18 protein-coding genes and 1 tRNA gene are annotated in these 17,718 nt (G+C 73.1%); 10 read left to right on the top strand and 9 right to left on the bottom strand.

What is annotated here, in order from left to right:
* Positions 1-77 precede the first annotated feature (77 nt).
* Positions 78-167: transfer RNA gene (locus ACTHAM_RS00005), tRNA-Ser, on the bottom strand.
* A 130-nt stretch (positions 168-297) separates the two neighbouring features.
* Between ACTHAM_RS00005 and ACTHAM_RS00010 the strand changes: the two genes are divergently transcribed.
* Positions 298-1,191, top strand: coding sequence for an NAD-dependent protein deacetylase (locus ACTHAM_RS00010; RefSeq protein WP_440683483.1), 894 nt, complete (start codon positions 298-300; stop codon positions 1,189-1,191).
* 24 nt (positions 1,192-1,215) lie between these two features.
* Here ACTHAM_RS00010 and ACTHAM_RS00015 read toward each other — a convergent pair whose 3' ends face one another.
* Entirely contained in the window at positions 1,216-1,698 is a 483-nt protein-coding gene (locus tag ACTHAM_RS00015; RefSeq protein WP_440683485.1) for a nucleoside deaminase, read from the bottom strand.
* A gap of 109 nt (positions 1,699-1,807) precedes the next feature.
* Between ACTHAM_RS00015 and upp the strand changes: the two genes are divergently transcribed.
* A complete protein-coding gene (gene upp, locus ACTHAM_RS00020; protein WP_440683487.1) occupies positions 1,808-2,443 on the top strand; it encodes a uracil phosphoribosyltransferase in 636 nt (211 codons plus the stop codon).
* Between the two features lie 265 nt (positions 2,444-2,708).
* Positions 2,709-3,155: a hypothetical protein gene (locus ACTHAM_RS00025; protein ID WP_440683489.1), complete on the top strand. Its 447-nt coding sequence runs from the start codon at positions 2,709-2,711 to the stop codon at positions 3,153-3,155.
* 114 nt (positions 3,156-3,269) lie between these two features.
* Here ACTHAM_RS00025 and ACTHAM_RS00030 read toward each other — a convergent pair whose 3' ends face one another.
* The 4 genes from ACTHAM_RS00030 to ACTHAM_RS00045 form a co-directional block, all read right to left on the bottom strand.
* Entirely contained in the window at positions 3,270-4,115 is an 846-nt protein-coding gene (locus ACTHAM_RS00030) for a MetQ/NlpA family ABC transporter substrate-binding protein (RefSeq protein WP_440683491.1), read from the bottom strand.
* A 66-nt stretch (positions 4,116-4,181) separates the two neighbouring features.
* Complete coding sequence (locus ACTHAM_RS00035) at positions 4,182-4,859, bottom strand: methionine ABC transporter permease (RefSeq protein WP_440683493.1); 678 nt, start codon at positions 4,857-4,859, stop codon at positions 4,182-4,184.
* Positions 4,859-5,989 (bottom strand): methionine ABC transporter ATP-binding protein, encoded by a 1,131-nt coding sequence (locus ACTHAM_RS00040; protein ID WP_440683494.1) that lies wholly within the window; start codon positions 5,987-5,989, stop codon positions 4,859-4,861. Before ACTHAM_RS00040 ends, ACTHAM_RS00035 begins: the two co-directional genes overlap by 1 nt.
* 301 nt (positions 5,990-6,290) lie before the next feature.
* Positions 6,291-9,011, bottom strand: coding sequence for a sigma-70 family RNA polymerase sigma factor (locus ACTHAM_RS00045; RefSeq protein WP_440683496.1), 2,721 nt, complete (start codon positions 9,009-9,011; stop codon positions 6,291-6,293).
* A gap of 146 nt (positions 9,012-9,157) precedes the next feature.
* Here ACTHAM_RS00045 and ACTHAM_RS00050 point away from each other — a divergent pair, with 146 nt between their 5' ends.
* Both ACTHAM_RS00050 and ACTHAM_RS00055 read left to right on the top strand, forming a co-directional pair.
* Positions 9,158-9,934 carry a hypothetical protein gene (locus ACTHAM_RS00050; RefSeq protein WP_440683497.1) on the top strand — a complete coding sequence of 259 codons (777 nt, stop codon included), beginning with the start codon at positions 9,158-9,160 and terminating at the stop codon, positions 9,932-9,934.
* A gap of 90 nt (positions 9,935-10,024) precedes the next feature.
* The gene (locus tag ACTHAM_RS00055) at positions 10,025-10,798 is read left to right on the top strand and encodes a phosphotransferase (protein ID WP_440683499.1); all 774 of its coding nucleotides are present in this window, start codon (positions 10,025-10,027) and stop codon (positions 10,796-10,798) included.
* Between the two features lie 41 nt (positions 10,799-10,839).
* On the opposite strand, the gene ACTHAM_RS00060 is transcribed toward ACTHAM_RS00055, so the two are convergent.
* Positions 10,840-11,139 (bottom strand): DUF1540 domain-containing protein, encoded by a 300-nt coding sequence (locus ACTHAM_RS00060; protein WP_440683500.1) that lies wholly within the window; start codon positions 11,137-11,139, stop codon positions 10,840-10,842.
* Positions 11,140-11,311: 172 nt separating this feature from the next.
* Between ACTHAM_RS00060 and ACTHAM_RS00065 the strand changes: the two genes are divergently transcribed.
* A complete protein-coding gene (locus ACTHAM_RS00065) occupies positions 11,312-12,601 on the top strand; it encodes a sensor histidine kinase (RefSeq protein WP_440683502.1) in 1,290 nt (429 codons plus the stop codon).
* Positions 12,592-13,236 carry a response regulator gene (locus ACTHAM_RS00070; protein WP_440683504.1) on the top strand — a complete coding sequence of 215 codons (645 nt, stop codon included), beginning with the start codon at positions 12,592-12,594 and terminating at the stop codon, positions 13,234-13,236. The genes ACTHAM_RS00065 and ACTHAM_RS00070 overlap by 10 nt, the downstream gene beginning before the upstream one ends.
* Before the next feature lie 31 nt (positions 13,237-13,267).
* Here the strand turns inward: ACTHAM_RS00070 and ACTHAM_RS00075 are convergent, their stop codons facing one another.
* Entirely contained in the window at positions 13,268-13,765 is a 498-nt protein-coding gene (locus ACTHAM_RS00075; protein ID WP_440683506.1) for a hypothetical protein, read from the bottom strand.
* A 229-nt stretch (positions 13,766-13,994) separates the two neighbouring features.
* Between ACTHAM_RS00075 and ACTHAM_RS00080 the strand changes: the two genes are divergently transcribed.
* The 3 genes from ACTHAM_RS00080 to ACTHAM_RS00090 all read left to right on the top strand — a co-directional run bounded on the left by ACTHAM_RS00080 (position 13,995) and on the right by ACTHAM_RS00090 (position 16,601).
* Positions 13,995-14,990, top strand: coding sequence for an NADP-dependent oxidoreductase (locus ACTHAM_RS00080; protein WP_440683508.1), 996 nt, complete (start codon positions 13,995-13,997; stop codon positions 14,988-14,990).
* A gap of 63 nt (positions 14,991-15,053) precedes the next feature.
* The gene (locus ACTHAM_RS00085; RefSeq protein WP_440683510.1) at positions 15,054-15,935 is read left to right on the top strand and encodes an alpha/beta fold hydrolase; all 882 of its coding nucleotides are present in this window, start codon (positions 15,054-15,056) and stop codon (positions 15,933-15,935) included.
* Positions 15,936-15,998: 63 nt separating this feature from the next.
* On the top strand, positions 15,999-16,601 hold the full coding sequence (locus ACTHAM_RS00090) for a TetR/AcrR family transcriptional regulator (RefSeq protein ID WP_440683512.1): 603 nt from the start codon (positions 15,999-16,001) through the stop codon (positions 16,599-16,601).
* Between the two features lie 73 nt (positions 16,602-16,674).
* Here ACTHAM_RS00090 and nrdF read toward each other — a convergent pair whose 3' ends face one another.
* On the bottom strand, positions 16,675-17,655 hold the full coding sequence (gene nrdF / locus ACTHAM_RS00095) for a class 1b ribonucleoside-diphosphate reductase subunit beta (RefSeq protein ID WP_440683513.1): 981 nt from the start codon (positions 17,653-17,655) through the stop codon (positions 16,675-16,677).
* Positions 17,656-17,718: the final 63 nt, after the last annotated feature.

Consider the following 17,718-nt stretch of genomic DNA (forward strand, 5'->3'; position numbering starts at 1 on the left):
GGACTACCAACCCCAAAAACCACGACAGCCCGAACCCTGATGGGTTCGGGCTGTCGCCGATGTCTTGCGACATCACATGGCGGTAGCGGTGGGATTTGAACCCACGGTGGACTTTCACCCACACACGCTTTCGAGGCGTGCTCCTTAGGCCGCTCGGACACGCTACCTCGCGCAGAAGAGTACCGGGTCGGAGCCCCAGCCTCCGAATCGGCCTCGGGCCGCCCACCCCGCTGGCCGTCGGCGGGCCCCGGCGGCGCACCCCGCGACCCCCGGCGCACCCGGACGTACCGTGGTCGTATGTCCTCCTCCGACGCCCGCCCGATGACCGCGACGTCCCTCGCGGACGTGGTCGAGGTGCTCGCCGGGCATCGCCTGGCGGTGCTGACGGGTGCGGGGGTGTCGACGGACTCGGGGATCCCCGACTACCGGGGGCCGGACTCGCCGCCGCGCACGCCGATGACGTTCCAGCAGTTCGTGGGCGATGCGGCGTTCCGCCGGCACTACTGGGCGCGGAACCACGTCGGCTGGCGGCACGTGCACCGGACGTTGCCGAACGCGGGACACCGGGCGTTGGCGGCGATGGAGGACCGCGGCGTGGTGACGGGGGTGATCACGCAGAACGTGGACCTGCTGCACGAGGCCGCGGGCTCGCGCACGGTGGTGGACCTGCACGGCCGCTACGACAGGGTGCTGTGCCTGCAGTGCGGGCGGGTGATGCCGCGGTCGGAGCTGGCGGAGCGGCTGGACGCGCTGAACTCGGGGTTCATCGAGCAGGTGCAGCAGGTGGGCGACGTGGAGATCGCGCCGGACGCGGATGCAGTGATCGAGCAGACGGCGCACTTCGTGGTCGCGGACTGCGCGGTGTGCGGGGGGATGCTCAAGCCGGACATCGTGTACTTCGGGGAGACGGTGCCGCGGGAGCGGGTCGAGCAGGCGTTCGCGCTGGTGGACGCGGCCGATGCGCTGCTGGTGGCGGGGTCGTCGTTGTCGGTGCAGTCGGGGTTGCGGTTCGTGCGGCACGCGGCGCAGCGCGGCATGCCCGTGGTGGTGGTGAACCGCGGTGCGACGCGCGGCGACCGGTACGCGGCGGTGACGTTGGACGCGGGCACGTCGGAGACGCTCAGCGACCTGGCCGAGACCCTGCCCGCTCCCCCGCACCGCGCCGCACCGCACGGCCCGGCGGCGCCCTGAGCCCACCGACGGCTCGGCCGGACGTCAGCCCTCGCGGTGCTCCTCGAAGAACGCCCGCAGCAGCTCGCCGCACTCCTGCTCGCGGATCCCGCCGACGACCTCGACGCGGTGGTTGAGCCGCCGGTCCCGCACCACGTCCCACTGCGACCCGCACGCCCCGGCCTTCGGGTCCCACGCGCCCAGCACGAGCCGCTCGATACGGGCCAGCACGATCGCCCCGGCGCACATCAGGCACGGTTCGAGGGTGGCGACGAGGGTGCAGTCGTCCAGCCGCCACCGTCCCAGGTGCGTGGCGGCGTCGCGCAGGGCCATGACCTCGGCGTGGCCGGTGGGGTCGGCGTGCACCTCCCGGGTGTTGCGCCCGCGTCCGACCACCTGGCCGTCGGCGTCGAGCACCACGGCCCCGACGGGCACGTCGAGCGTGGTCAGGGCCAGCCGGGCCTCGTCGAGCGCGAGGCCCATGGCACGCTCGTCCTCGGCTCGTAGCCCGCGGCGTTCCGGTCGCACGGGCCCATCCTGCCCGGTGGCGCCCGACGTGACCGATCGCACCGCTCGATCGCGCCGCGCAGGGCCAGGAGGGGCGTCCAGCACGTGGGACGCACGGTAGGTTGGACCCATGCGCCTGCACGTCGCGGACCACCCGCTCGTCACCCACAAGCTCACGGTCCTCCGCGACAAGAACACCCAGTCGCCGACGTTCCGCCTGCTGGTCGACGAGCTCGTCACGCTCCTGGCGTACGAGGCGACGCGCGACGTCCATACCGAGCCGGTCGAGATCGAGACGCCGGTCACCACGACCACGGGCGCCAAGCTCGCCGACCCGCGCCCGCTCGTGGTGCCGATCCTGCGTGCCGGCCTCGGCATGCTCGAGGGCATGACGCGCCTGCTGCCGACCGCCGAGGTCGGGTTCCTGGGCATGCAGCGTGACGAGGAGACCCTCGAGGCGATCACGTACGCGAACCGTCTGCCGGAGGACCTCTCCGGCCGGCAGTGCTTCCTGCTCGACCCGATGCTCGCCACCGGCGGCACCCTGGTCGCAGCGATCGACTACCTGCTGGCGCGCGGCGCCCGCGACGTCACGGCCGTGTGCCTGCTGGCCGCACCGGAGGGCCTGAAGGTCGTCGAGGACCATGTGGGCGACCGGGCCAACGTGTCCGTCGTCGTGGCGGCCGTCGACGAGCGCCTCAACGAGAAGGCGTACATCGTCCCCGGGCTGGGCGACGCCGGCGACCGCCTGTACGGCGTCGTCTGACCTTCACCACCTGCGCGTCCCGGGCGAGCAGCCCGCGGCGACGCGCGTGTTCCATCACCTGAGACGGGCGTGAAAACGCTTGGGCGTCCCCGCACGCCCGTGTGACGATCAGTCAGTGACAGATCCCACGCGCCGATACCGCACCGCCACGGTGCGCGTCTGCGTGCGCGGGACGTCCGTGTGCTGTCGGCACTGAGCCCACGCGCCCACCCGACCCCGCCACCGCGCCGACCGCGGTCGGCCACCCCCACGCACGGAGAACCCCATGAGCCTGTCGGCCCCCCGCGGCGCACCCGCAGCCGCCGCCCGCCCCGCCCCGCCGCCCCGCAGTGCCGCCGAACGGCGCGCCACCCGCACCGTCGCCGACCCGGTCGCCCCGGCCCTGCCGCCCGGCCGGGCCGGGTTCGTGCTGTACGTGAGCCTGCCCGAGGACGGTTCGCCGGCCGACGGTCGGCCCGGCAGCACCCTGACGGCCGCCGACCTGGCCGGTGTGGCCGAGCTGCTGCGTGAGTCGGCCCTCGACCTGCTGCCCGCCGCCGAGACGTACACCGCGCTGTCGCTCGCACCGCAGCGCCCCGGCCCGTCGGTCGAGTTCGGCCGGTTCGGCGAGCGGCTCTCGCACCTGCGACTGCTCGCTCCGCTGCCCGACGACGCCCCCACGGCCGGCGCGTCGGCCCCTGACGTCCTCGGCGAGTCGGGGGACACCCGCTGAGGACCCGCGCCACCGGACCCGACGCGGATCGGGGGACCTGCCCGGGTCCGGTGGCGCGAACCACGCACGAGGACCCCGCCGCAACCTGTGCGACGGGGTCCTCGTGGTTCAGGCTCAGAAGGCGGGGAGCACCTCGCCGTCGGGCCACCGCTCCTCGATGTACGCCCGGACCTCCTCGGAGTGCAGCAGCTCGTCGAGCTTGACCAGCGCCGGGTTGTCGATGTCCTCCGAGCGGACCGCCAGGAAGTTGGCGTACGGGTTGTCCACGCCGGACTCGATGAGCAGCGAGTCGGTGGCAGGGTTCAGGCCGGCCTCGAGCGCGTAGTTGCCGTTGATGATCGCCAGGTCGACGTCCTCCAGGGCACGCACGAGCGACTCGGGGGCCGTCTCGATGAACTCGAAGTTCTTCGGGTTGGTGTCGATGTCCAGCAGCGTCGGGTCGGCATCGCCGGTGTCCTTCAGCGTGATCAGGTCGTTGGCGACCAGCAGGTCGAGCGCACGGGCCTGGTTGCCCGGGTCGTTCGTGATGCCGAACTGCGCGCCGTCCGGCACCTCGTCCAGGCTCGTCCACTTCGAGGAGTACAGCGCGTAGGGCTCGATGTGGATGCCCTCGAAGTGGTCGAAGTCGTAGCCCTGCTCGGCGACCTGCGACTCGAAGTACGGCAGGTGCTGGAAGTAGTTGGCGTCGATGTCGCCCTCGGCCAGCGCCGTGTTCGGCAGCACGTAGTCGTCGAACGTCTCGATCGTCAGGTCGAGCCCGGCGTCCGCGGCCAGGTTGTCCTGCACGAACTGCAGGATCTCGGCGTGCGGCGTGGGGCTGGCGCCGATGGTCAGCGAGACGACCTCGCCGGCGGCGGCGGTCGTGGCGGTGTCGTCGGCCGCCGGGTCGCTCGAGGAGCAGCCGACCAGGGTCAGGGCGGTGGCGGCAGTGAGCGCGATGGCACTCAAGGTCTTCCTCATCGTGTCCTCCTGGACGGTCGGTGGTGCGGGGTCGTGCAGCTCCCGAGGATCGGGAGGGGTCGGGGTCTAGCGGTGGTCGAGCGCGCGGGCGATGACGTCGCCGAGGGCCTGCACGACCACGACGAACACCGCGAGGACGATCACGCACGCAGCCATCACGGTGTTGTCGAAGCGTTGGTACCCGTACGAGATGGCCAGCGCGCCGATACCGCCCGCGCCGATCACCCCGGCCATGGCTGAGTAGCCGACCAGGGCGATCACGGTCACGGTGAAGCTCGCGACGAGCGCCGGCAGGGCCTCACGGATGTGCACCTGCACGGTGATGCCGACGCGCGTGGCGCCGATGACGCGGGCGGCCTCGATCTTGCCGGGGTTCACGTCACGCACCGCGGTCTCGACGAGCCGGGCGAAGAACGGCACCGCGCCGATGGTCAGCGGCACCACGGCCGCCTTCCACTGCAACGTCGTGCCGACCAGGGCCCGGGTCAGCGGGATCACCGCGATCATGAGGATGAGGAACGGCAACGAGCGCACGACGTTCGCGACGAACCCGATCACGGCGTTGACCGCGCGGTTCGGCGTGAGGCCGCCCAGCGACGTGGCGTGCAGCAGCAGGCCCAGCGGCAGGCCGAGCAGGGCCGTCAGCACCGCCGACACACCCACCATCTGCAAGGTCTCGAGTGTCGCCTCGGGCAGCTTCTGCTGGATGACCGGGTTGGTCACCAGCTCGTTCCACCAGCCCATCACAGCCCCCGCTCGAGCGTGGTGCGGACCGCGTCGGCGGTGTCCGGTGCGGGCGGTCGGTGCCCGGGCGGGCCGTCGGCGTGGCGGTCGTCGGGCACGGTGTCGTCCTCGTCGGTGGGCGGCTCGACCTCGGTGACCACGGCGTGCAGCCCTGCGGCGTGCAGCGCGGCGAGCGTCGCCTCGACGTGCTCGGCGTGCACGTCGAGTTGCAACCGGCCGACGCGTCGCCCGGCGATGGTCTCGATGGCCCCCGCGGCGACCTCGACGCCCTCGCCCAGTCCGGCGACCACGCGCAGCACCTGCGGCGTGGGCACGTCGTCGGTGGTGTACGCGACCTCGACCAGGCTGCGCTCGGCACCGACGGGCAGGTCGGGCACGGGGATGAGCTCACGGGCCAGGCGTGTGCCGTACCGGGCGACGACCTCGCCGACCGGGCCGTGCTCGGCGACCTTGCCGTGCTCCAGCAGGGTGACCGTGTCGCACACCTCGCGGACCACGGTCATCTCGTGCGTGATGATGACGACGCTGATGCCCAGGCGGTCGCGCAGCTCGCGGACCAGGGTGAGGATCTGCCGGGTGGTGGCCGGGTCGAGCGCGGAGGTCGGCTCGTCGAGCAGCAGCACGGCCGGCTCGGCGGCCAGGGCCCGGGCGATGCCCACGCGCTGACGCTGCCCACCGGACAGCTGGGCCGGGTAGGCGTGGGCGCGATCGCCCAGGCCGACGATCTCCAGCAGCTCCTGGGCGCGGGCGGCACGCTGCGCGCGACCGACGCCGGCCACCTCGAGCGGGTAGGAGACGTTGGCCAGGATGGTGCGCGAGTCCAGCAGGTTCACGTGCTGGAAGACCAGCCCGATGCGGCGCCGGGCGGCCCGCAGCTCCTTCTCGGGCAGGGCGGCGATGTCGACGCCGTCGACGACGACGTGCCCGCCGGTGGGTCGCTCGAGGGCCGTGAGGCAGCGGATCAGCGTGGACTTGCCCGCACCGGACCGACCGACGACGCCGTGGATCTCGCCGGGGCCGACGGTCAGGTCGACGCCGTCGAGCGCGACGACGGCACGCTCGCCGTCGCCGTAGACCTTGCGCAGGTCGGTGACGCGGATGCGCGGGGGAACGCCGGTGGATGCTGTCACGGGGTCGCCTTCGGGGCTGTGACGTGCGGGGGCACGTCGGGGCAGGGCACGGGAGGCGGGTACCGACCTGGCCTACGGGCCGGGCGGGCTCCTCCGGGGGACGCGCCGGGGCGTCAGTCGCTCAGCTCAACAGCAGCGGCGACGGCCGACGGCGCGCACCGGCATTCGACCCGGGAGGGTCGTGCGGAAGGAGGCGTCGGACATGACGTCATCAGACCACAGGATGAGACGGGCCCTGTCCACATGTCCATGGAATGGACGGGGTGGTGTCAGAGGGCCCGCGGGCAGCGGCCCGCACGCGTCACTTGAGGTCTCGCTGGAACAGCGAGATCACGCTCACCGCACCGCTGCCCGACTCCGGCGCCACCGCTGTGACCAGCACGCTCAGGTTGCCGCCGGCCTGGCCGTACGGCACCCGCAGCGACACCGGCAGCTCCCGCACCTCACCGGGCGCCAGGCTGCCCACCGTGCACACCACCGCGTGCGACCCGGGCTCGGCGCGCCGACTCTCTGCCACCCGACCACCACCCGGCCTATCAGCCACGCACGTCCAGCCGTCACCGTCCGTCGCGACCAGCCGCACCGCCGAGGGCGCCACGACCGCCACCGCGACCGGTGCCGCCACCGCACCACCGTCGTTGCTGACACTGACACCCAGCGGCTGCTCGCCGTCACCCGGTGCCACCAGCAAGGACTCCGGCGCCGCGAGCGCAAGCCGCGGCGGGCTCGACACCTGCAGGGCGATGACCCGGCTCTCGCTCGCGCCACGACCCGACGGCGCCAGCTGCACCAGCACCGTCGACGACGCCGCAGCCTTCTCGCCCGCCGTCAACGACAGCCGGACGCTCGAGGCCGAGTGGCCCGCGAGCACCTCGCGCACGCACCGCACCGTCGCGGAGTCCTGCGCCGTGCACCCCCAGCCGTCGGACTCGGGCGCCTGCTCCCACGCCACCCCGGCCGGCAGCGTCAGCTGCACCACGGCAGGTGCGGCGGCAGTCGTCGCCGCGCCCCCGAGGTTCTGCACCGGCACGACCAGCTCCCGCGCGCGCCCCACCACGAGGTCGAGGGACCGCGGTGTCGACGGAGCACTCACCCTCGCCGCCGACGGGGTGATCCGCATCCGCAGCGGCGCCGGCTGGGCCTTCACGCCCGCACCCTCGACCACGACCGCGACGGCCGCATCCGTGCCCTCGACGGCCTCGTCGACAGAGACCCGCAGGCTCAGCCGGGCCGTCTGCCGGGGGCCGAGCGACCCGAGGACGCACGAGGCGCTCGCCGCGTCGGCCGCGGGCACGCACAGCCACCCCGTGACGGCCGCCGGCGCGAACCCGGCCGTGACAGTGGTCGAGGCCGACGGCTGCGCACCGTCGAGCGAGAGACCCGCGGGCATCGTGACCGTCGCCGTCAACGCGCCGGTCGCCGTGCCACCGGAGTTCGTCACGTCGACCGCCAGGTCCTGCGCCCCTGCACCGGCCTCGAGCACATCGGCCGAGGCCGGCAGCGCGACCTCCACCGACGCCGGCGCCGGCGCGGGCGGAGCGGGAGGCGGAGGTGCCGCGGGCTCGACGCCCGTCCCGCCGCCGCTGCCGGACGGGTTCACCGCGTCGGCGTCCGAACCGCTACCCGTGCCCTCCCCCGTGTCGGAGGACGGCGTGAGACCGTCCTGCACGGCGACCGCGTCGCCCGGCGTCGCCGCATCCGTCGGCATCAGCGGGTCGTCCGGGATCGCCGAGGGCCCCGCGGTGACATCCGGCGTCGGCGACGACGTCGGAGGAGCCGTGCTCGCACCAGCGGCGCCGGTGCCGTCGGCCGCCGCCGACTCCTCGACCCCGAGCGCCCCCTCCGCCACCGGGTCACCGCCGAGCACACCGGTCACACCCGAGACGACAAGGGCCCCGGCCACCACCACCCCCGCGGCCGCCGCCATCAGCGGCACGGACGAGAACAGGGCGGCCAAGCCACCGACCGTCGCAGCGCCCGCCGCGGCACCGGCGGCACCCGTCACGGCACCCGCACCGACCAGGGCAGCCGCGCCTGCACCGGCGGAGGTCGCCGTGACCGCGCCGGTCCCCGCAGCCGCCGAACCCCCGACCGCCGCGAGCTCCGCCCCCGCGGCACCCGTTCCCGCGGCACCGGCCCCAGCGCCGGCACCCGCCATGCCCGAAGCCGCACCGGCACCACCCATCGCAGCTGCACCCGCCGCCAACCCGCCGGCCACCGGCAGCTCGTGCGCCAGCGCACCCAGCCCGAGCACCCCCAGCACCATCGGTGCGATGACGCCGCGCATGCCGTGGTTCACGTCGCCCAGCTCGAGCACCAGGGTGCGGCACCGGCCGCAGTCGTTGAGGTGCGCCTCGACCCGACGGGTGTCCCGCGCGGCCAGCCCGCTGCGCACGTACGCGCCCAGCAACCCGTGCACGTCGCGGCAGCCGTCGCCGGTCGCACCGGCCAGGTGTCCCTGCAGGTAGGCCTGGCGCAGTCCCTCGCGTGCGCGGTACGCCAGCGCGGCGACCCCGTTCGCGGTCAGCCCGAGCAGCGGGGCGACCTTCGCGGGCGCCAACCCTTCGACCTCCGTGTACCAGAGCACGGCCTGCCACCGCTCGGGCAGCGAACGGTACGCACCGGCCACCAGCGAGCCCTCGAGGCCCGCGAGCACCGGTTCCTCGGCGGCCGCCTCGGGGATCGCAGCGGCCTCCAGGACCCGCTCGTCGTCCGTAGGGAGCGCACGGGCCCCCTGGGCCCGCCGGGCGGCCGCGGTGCGGCGCACCACCGTGAACAGGTAGGCGCGGAACGCGACGTCCGGGCCCGAGCCGCCGACCAGTGCGGAGTACACGGCGGTGAAGGCCTCCGCCACCACGTCGTCGGCGTCGGCGCGGGAGTCGACGTACTGGCGCGCGACGACCCACGCGGCGCCCGCGTGCCGCTGGTACAGCTGCCCGAACGCGCCGGAGTCACCGCCGCGCGTTGCGGCGATCAGCTCGGCGTCCTCGTTGACGGGACCGAGCTCCGCGTCCCTGTCCACGTCACTCCCCTGGTCCATGGTCCGACGGCCCGCGATCACGCGGAAGTTCCGTGGGATCAGGGTCCCATAGTGCGCCGAACGGGTGAAAGTGCGCCAGTGGTTGGAATCCGGCGTCATGGACAGGCACGACGCCCCTCTCATCCCCCGTGAAGACCGACGAGGGGACCGGCGGGCCGCTCCTGCCCGACGCCCTGCGTGAGCTGTGGCGGCACGAGAGCACGACCAGCACGTGGCTGCGCCCGAGCGACTGGTACCACCCGGCAGTCGACGGGCTCGCCTCCGCCGTGCTCGAGCAGCGCGACCCGACCGGGGCGGCGCACGGCCTGGGGCATGCCCGCGGGCACGACGGCGTCGGCATCACCGAGGCCCTCGACGACCTGGCCTGCCTGTACCGCTCGACGGGGCTCGCCGACCCGCCGCACGCCGTGGTCACCGCCTTCTGCGCGGGCTGGGCCGACGCGCAGGCCGCCGGGGCTGTCGCCGTGCCGTGCCTCGACGCCGAGTCAGGACTGCCGACCAGCGACTACCTGTCCGTGCGGCTCGCCGAGACGTACCTGATGGCGGCCCGCACCGGGCGCCCTGCGCACGCCGACCACGATCTCATCCTGCTCGACGTCGCCACCGGCGAGCTGCACCCGTTCCTGCGCATGGCCCGTTCGGCGGCCGTGGGTGCGGCACTGCTCGCGACCTACGGGCACGGGCACCCGATGGCCACGCTGGGTGGTGGTGCGTTCGCCGTGCTCGTGCGCCACGACGAGGCCACCCGTGGCATGCGCATGTTGCGCACCGAGGTCGACCGGCACTGCGAGGCGCTCGGCCTGGGCCCGGAGGCCCTGCGTTCACCCGCTCGCATCTGGCGGCGTGCGCTGCCCGACACGCACGACGAGGCGGTGCAGGCCCTGACCCGGGCGGGCCGAGGCTGAGCGGACGCGTGACCGCTGCGTGGTCGGTGCGGACCAACCCTCGAGACGCAGCGGGGGACAAACGCGCGCCGTTCGCCTACCGTCGAGGGCATGCTCCCCGCGACGTCGCACGGAGAACCTGTCGTCCCGACCCCGCTCGGCCCGGTCGTCGCGACGGGTGCGTTCGCGGACGTCTACGCGATCGACGAGGCTCGCGTGCTGCGCCGTTACCGGTCAGGACGGGACGCCTCCGGTGAGGTCGAGCTGCTGGCACACGTGGTCGCGCACGGGTTCCCCGCCCCCCAGGTCCTCGAGGCGCACGGCCCCGACCTGGTGATGGAGCGGCTCCACGGGCCGACCCTGCTGCAGGCCGTCGTCGCGGGCATGATGCCGCTGCGCGAAGGCGCGGAGATCCTGGCCGACCTGCACGCACGCCTGCACGCGATCCCCGCCCCTCCCGGCTGGACGTCCACCGGCGTCGCCCAGGACTGGGGGCACGCCACCGGCGGCCCGGTGATCGCGCACCTGGACCTGCACCCCGGCAACGTGATCCTGTCCGACACGCACGGTCCGTCGCTGGTCGACTGGGCCAACGCCCGCACCGCCACCGCCGAGCTCGACGTCGCACTCACCGCGCTGATCCTGGCCGAGGTGGCCGTCGACGACGACGGCGAGTTCGCGCGCGGCGCCCGCGCACTCACGGCGGCGTTCCTCGCCTCCGCGCACGTCGACCCGCGCCGGTCGATCGAGGACGCCATGGCCGTACGACGGCAGGACCCCGGCCTGGTGGCGGGGGAACGCGAGCTCGTCCCCGCGGCCGCCCGGCTCGTGCACCAGCTGCTCGACGAGCTCGCCGAGGCGCACACCGCCCGCATCGCCAACTGACCGGTCGGCGGACGTCGGCCGGTCGACGTCAGCTGCGGGGATCAGCGCGGGGCGAACGTCAGGCAGTCGGCCAGGTCGTGGCCGGCACCGACCCGCACGGAGGTCGCCGAGCACTCCAAGGCGGAGTTGTGCGTGCAGTCCTGCCGCTGGCACGCGCCGACGTGCGTGACGACCTTGTCCAGACCGCCCTTGACGCCCAACGGGATGAACGTGGCGCACTGCGCGTCACCGTTCACACCGCCGATCGTCACCGCGGCGGCGTGGCAGTGCGAGTGGTCGTTGTAGGAGCAGCCGGCCACCGAGCACTCGGAGACCTCGGGCAGATCCATCAGCGTGCTCATGGCGTCCTCCGGCGAGGGATCAGGGGGGCGGCGGTGCGCGCCGTCCTGACGACCGTAGACCCGTCCGGGCCGCCGCGCCCGGCGGGGCGGACACGAGGTGGGGCTACCCCCACCTTCGACTCGCCAGCAGCCGCCACTGCGCTGTGACCTGCGACGACGCCAGACTGAAGCCATGACCACATCGACCGCGGCCCAGCCGGCCGCACCGACGTCGCCCGGCGTGCTGCGCGACACCCTCGCCAGGTCCCGGTACCTGCTGACCTCCCTGCCGCTCGCCCTCGGCTCGTTCACGGTGCTCGTGACGGGGCTGTCGTTGTCGGCGGCGCTCGTCGTGCTCGTCGCGGGGATCCCGCTCGCAGCAGCCACCCTCGACGTCGCCGGATGGTTCGCCGCGGCGGAGCGCCGCCGACTGGAGGTGATCGGCCACCCCGTGGGCCGGCCCGCTTACCGCCAGGCCCGCAACCAGGGCCTCGTCGGGTACGTCGACCGCCTCCGGGACCCCGCGCGCTGGGCGGAGGCCGCGCACGGACTGGTCCAGATGCCCGTCTCCGTGGTGACCTGGTCGGTGGCCTGCATCTGGTGGTCGGGCGCCGTCGTGGGGCTGACCTCGTGGATCTGGACCCCGCTGCTGCCCGAGGGCACGCACGGTGAGGTCGGGATCACCGGCCTCGACATGGTGTTCCCCGACGTGCCGCGCGTGGTGCTCGACCTGGCCGTCGGGCTGATCTTCGCCGCGACGCTCGTCCCGGTGATGCGCGGCTGCACCGCAGCGCACACGGCCCTCGGCGAGGCACTGCTGTCCTCCGACTCGGCGTTGCTGCGCCAGCAGGTGGAGCACCTGTCGCACAGCCGCGCCCAGGCCGCGCACGCCGAGGCGCAGTCGTTGCGCCGGTTGGAGCGCGACCTGCACGACGGCCCCCAGCAGCGGCTGATCCGGCTCGGCATGGACCTGTCGACCGCCGAGCGGCGACTGTCCGCCGACGACGTCGACGAGGCCCGGGTCGTCATCGCCGAGGCCCGCCGGCAGACCGACGAGGCACTGGCCGAGCTGCGGGCGCTGAGCCGGGGCATCGCTCCGCCGGTGCTCGCCGACCGGGGGCTCGTCGCCGCGCTCGTCGCCGCAGCGGCCACCTGCACCGTGCCGACCGCCCTGCACACCGACGTCGCCGAGGGCGTCCGCCTGCCGCCGGCCGTGGAGAACGCCGCCTACTTCGTGGCCTGCGAGGCCCTGGCCAACGTCGCCAAGCACGCCGGGGCGACCCGGGCCGACGTGACGCTCGTGGTCGACGGCGGGGTCGTCCGGCTGACGGTCGCCGACGACGGCCGCGGCGGCGCCCAGGTGCTCCCGGGCCACGGACTGGCCGGGCTGCAGGACCGTGCGGCTGGTGTCGACGGCACCGTCGAGATCACCAGCGGTGCAGGTCAGGGCACCATGGTCACCGTGAGGATCCCGTGCGCATAGTGCTGGCCGAGGACTCCGTCCTGCTGCGCGAAGGTCTGGTCCGTCTCCTGCAGGAGGCGGGCCACACCGTCGTCGCGGCCGTCGGCACCGCCCCCGACCTGATGACCGCCGCCCGCGATCACCGCCCGGACGTCGCCGTCGTCGACGTCCGGATGCCACCCGACCACACCGACGACGGGCTACGAGCCGCAGTCGTGCTGCGGCAGGAGCAGCCGGGCCTCGGTGTGCTCGTGCTGTCGCAGTACGTCGAGGAGACGTACGCCCGCGACCTGCTCGCCGACGGCCGCGGCGGTGTCGGCTACCTGCTCAAGGACCGCGTGCAGGACCTCGACGTGCTGGCCGACACCCTCGACCGGGTCGCCGCCGGTGACACCGCGCTCGACCCGCAGGTCGTGGCCCAGCTGCTGGTCCGTCGCCCGGCCGGGTCGCCCCTCGACGCCCTCAGCCCCCGCGAGCGCGAGGTGCTCGAGCATGTCGCCCAGGGGCGGACCAACGCCGCGATCGCCGACCGGCTCGTCGTCACGCACGGTGCGGTCGAGAAGCACGTGTCGAACATCTTCACCAAGCTCGGCCTGGCGGCCTCCGACGGCGACCACCGCCGGGTGCTGGCCGTGCTGGCCTGGTTGCGCGGGTAGGCCCTGGGGCGCCGCCTGTCGGACGGCACCGTCAGCGCGAGTCGCGCTGGGCCTGCCTGCGGGCGCCCTGCGAGGCGCTCGAGGCGTCTCGCTTCGCTCCCCCGGTGGTCTGCTGGTGGCCGGCGACGCGGCCGGGGCCGTCGACCGGTCCGGCGGAGGACGGGGACGAGTCGGGTCCGGTCGATCGGCCGGCTCGGGCCTGCGCGAGCCGCTGGGCCTTGAGCTCCTCCGCCTGCTCGTGGGCGACCACCGCGAGCCGCGCGCTCACCAGGGACAGTGCCTCCTCGAAGGCTTCCGCCCGGAGCCGCGCCTTGCCGCCCTTGGGTCCGGCGGCACCTCGACCTCCGGCCTCCTCGACGCGTTTCGCGCCTCCGCGGCGGTAGTTCGTCGTGTGCTTGTTTCGGGCTCTGCGGACCCGCCGGTGCAGGTCGATCAGGGCGTCCTCGTCGAGCGCGCCCATCCGGTCGGGTTCGATCTCCCGGACCAGGTCCTGCTCGGACTCCTTCAGCACCCACATGTACTCGTCCACGAACCCTCCTGGCCGGCTGAGTCTGCTGCACCTCGGCGTGCAGGTTCACCGTCCCACCTGGTGCGCCTGGGTGCGCGGCGAGGGAGCGACGACCGGCATCCCGCGACGAGGTCCGAGGTTCCTCTTGACACCGTTAACTGAGTCGCCTCATTATTGAGTCCACTCGGCCAGTCGCTCGACGGCAGACCGCCAGACGCGGCGCAGCGCGCTCCTCCCCCGAAGGACCACCATGAAGGCGTTCGGCATCACCGGCTACAAGCAGCCCCTGACCGAGATCGACGTCCCCGAGCCGACCGTCGGCCCCCACGACGTCCTGGTGAGCGTCCAGGCCGCGGGCCTGAACCACCTCGACGAGAAGCTCCGGGTCGGGGAGTTCAAGTCGGTCCTGCCTTACAGGACCCCCCTGGTCCTCGGCCACGACCTGGCCGGGACCGTCCTCGGCGTGGGCGCCCAGGTACGCGGGTTCCAGCCCGGCGACCAGGTGTACGGGCGTCCGCGCGACGGCCGCATCGGCACCCTCGCCGAGCGGATCGCCGTCGACGAGTCCGACCTGGCGCCCCTGCCCGCCGCACTGACCGTCGACCAGGCAGGAGGCCTGCCGCTCGTCGCCCTGACCGCCTGGCAGGCGATGGTCGAGGTCGGCGGGCTCGAGGCCGGGCAGAAGGTGCTCATCCACGCCGGCGCCGGTGCCGTCGGCTCCCTCGCGATCCAGCTCGCCAAGCACCTCGGCGCGCACGTCGCGACCACCGCCAGCGGCGACGGGATCGACCTGGCACGCGAGCTCGGCGCCGACGTCGTCATCGACTACCGCACCCAGGACTTCGCCGCCGAGCTGACCGGCTACGACCTGGTGCTCGACAGCCTCGGCGGGGACAACCTCAGCCGGTCCCTGCGCGTCCTCGCACGCGGGGGGACGGCCATCGGCATCGCCGGCCCGCCCGAGCCCACCTACGCCCGCGCCGCCGGCCTCAACCCCGTCCTGCGGCTCGCGATCAGCGCACTGAGCAGCAAGGTCCGCCGTCAGGCCAAGCGCCTGGGCGTGACCTACCGGTTCCTGTTCATGCACGCCTCCGGCGACCAGCTGCGCCAGATCAGCGCACTGCTCGAGTCCGGCACCCTGCGCCCCCTGCCCGTCGAGGTGTTCCCCGCCGACCAGGCACCGCGGGCGCTGGACGCACTGGCCGCCGGACGGCTCCGCGGCAAGGCAGTCATCACCCGCCCCTGACCGCGCACCACCCAGACCGCCGACTCCCCGCCACCGACGTCCCCACCCCGCAGGAGAGCACCCGTGAGCACCACCGGCACCGAACCCGTCATCACCACCTACGCCCAGGCCCCCGCCCGCACCCTCCGCGTCGGCACCGACACCTTTGCCTACCGCGAGCTCGGCCCGACCGGTGGCGTCCCGGTCGTGTTCTTCGTGCACCTCGCCGCCACCCTCGACAACTGGGACCCCCGCATCGTCGACGCGATCGCGGCCCACCGGCACGTCATCGCCTTCGACCAGCTGGGCGTCGGCGCCTCCAGCGGGAAGGTCCGCGACACCCTCGAGGAGGCCGCCGACGACGCGTACGCCTTCATCCGGGCACTCGGGCACGACACCGTCGACATCTTCTCGTTCTCGATGGGCGGGATGATCGCCCAGGACCTCGTGCTCAAGCACCCGGACCTGGTGCGCCGGTTGGTGCTCACCGGCACCGGGCCGCGCGGCGGCAAGGACATGGACAAGGTCGTCCGCACGACCTACTGGGACGTCGCACGCGCCACACTGACGCGGTCGGACCCCAAGGAGTTCCTGTTCTTCCCCCGCGACGCCGAGGGCAAGCGCGCCGGGAAGGCGTTCGTGGCGCGCCTCAAGGAGCGGACCTCGGACCGCGACCAGGACGTCACGCTGGCCGCGTTCCGCACCCAGCTGCGTGCGATCGTGAAGTTCGGCCGCTCGGCCCCGTCGGACCTGTCCGCCATCACCCAGCCGACCCTGATCGCCAACGGTGACAACGACCGCATGGTGCCCTCGGTGCTCTCCCAGGACCTGCATCGGCGCATCAAGGGATCCGAGCTGATCATCTACCCGCGCTCGGGGCACGGCGCGATCTTCCAGTACTGGGAGCAGTTCGCCCCCGTCGCCGCGGCCTTCCTCGCCGACCCGCCCGCCGGAGCGGCCTCCTGAGCCCGCGGGGCAGCGACTACCCTCGCCACTGAGCACAGTCAGAGTCTCGCCCCGGAGGATCCGATGCCCCTCGACCCCCCGCCGGTCGGACGACGCGAGCGCAACAAGCAGGCCAAGCTCGAGCGGATCGTCGCCGCCGCCGGCGAGCTGTTCGCCGCGCACGGCGTCGACGACGTCACGACCCAGCAGATCGCCGAACGCGCCGACATCGGCACCGGCACCCTGTTCCTGTACGCCAAGACCAAGGGCGAGCTGCTCCTGCTGGTCCAGAACGCCGCCTACGTCGACGCCCTCGCCCGGGGCCGCACCGCCGCCGAGGGCACGCCCGACGTGGTGGACGCGGTCATGGCGATCGTCCGCCCCGTCGTGGAGTGCAACCGCACCCAGGTCGACAACGGCCGCACCTACCTGCGCGAGATGGTCTTCGGCGACCCCGAGGAACCCCGCCACCGCGAAGCGCTCGAGATCGTCGCCCAGACCGAAGAGGCCGTCGCCGCCGTGCTGCGCCGGGACGCCCGCATCACCGGCGAGCACGCCGCGACCCTCGCGCGGATCATCTCCGCGGTGCAGTTCGTGACCATGGCAGCCGGCGTGAACGCGACGGCCGAGGTCGAGGAGATCCTGCAGGACGTCCGCAGCCAGGTCACCGCGATCCTGCCGGGCTGACCGGACGACAGCTCCGGCGCCCCTCGGGGGGACCGGGGTGAGGTCGCCTCACGGAGGCGACCTCACCCGACGATCAGAAGTCCCAGTCCTCGTCCTCGGTGTTGACGGCCTTGCCGATCACGTACGACGAGCCCGACCCCGAGAAGAAGTCGTGGTTCTCGTCCGCGTTCGGGCTCAGCGCCGACAGGATCGACGGGTTCACGTCGGTCTCGTCACGCGGGAACAGCGCCTCGTACCCGAGGTTCATCAGCGCCTTGTTGGCGTTGTAGCGCAGGAACTTCTTGACGTCCTCGGTCAGACCGAGCTCGTCGTAGAGGTCCTGCGTGTACTCCACCTCGTTGTCGTACAGCTCGAAGAGCAGCTCGAACGTGTAGTCCTTGAGCTCGGCACGCTCGGCCTCGCTGACCAGCTCGAGACCCTTCTGGTACTTGTAGCCGATGTAGTACCCGTGCACGGCCTCGTCACGGATGATCAGGCGGATCAGGTCGGCCGTGTTCGTCAGCTTGGCGCGCGACGCCCAGTACATCGGGGCGTAGAAGCCCGAGTAGAACAGGAACGACTCGAGCATCGTCGAGGCGACCTTGCGCTTGAGCGGCTCGTCCCCGCGGTAGTAGTTGAGGACGATCTCGGCCTTGCGCTGCAGGTTCGGGTTCTCCTCCGACCAGCGGAACGCCTCGTCGATCTCCTTGGTGGAGATCAGCGTGGAGAAGATCGAGGAGTACGACTTGGCGTGCACCGACTCCATGAACGCGATGTTCGTGTAGACGGCCTCCTCGTGCGGGGTCAGCGCGTCGGGGATCAGGCTGACGGCACCGACCGTGCCCTGGATGGTGTCCAGCAGCGTCAGGCCGGTGAAGACGCGGGTCGTCATCGTCTTCTCGGCCTCGGTGAGCGTGGCCCAGCTCTGGATGTCGTTGGACACCGGGACCTTCTCCGGCAGCCAGAAGTTGCCGGTCAGGCGGTCCCAGACCTCGGCGTCCTTCTCGTCCTCGAGCCGGTTCCAGTTGATCGCCTGCACCCGGTCGACCAGCTTCAGCTTCCCCGTGGGGGTCATGTCGTTCCTTCGTCGTTCGATGCGTGATGGATGTGCGAGAGGGAGTGTGCGCAACCAAGTGTG

Source organism: Cellulomonas soli (assembly GCF_052036975.1).
In the GTDB taxonomy this organism is placed as follows: domain Bacteria; phylum Actinomycetota; class Actinomycetes; order Actinomycetales; family Cellulomonadaceae; genus Cellulomonas; species Cellulomonas soli_A.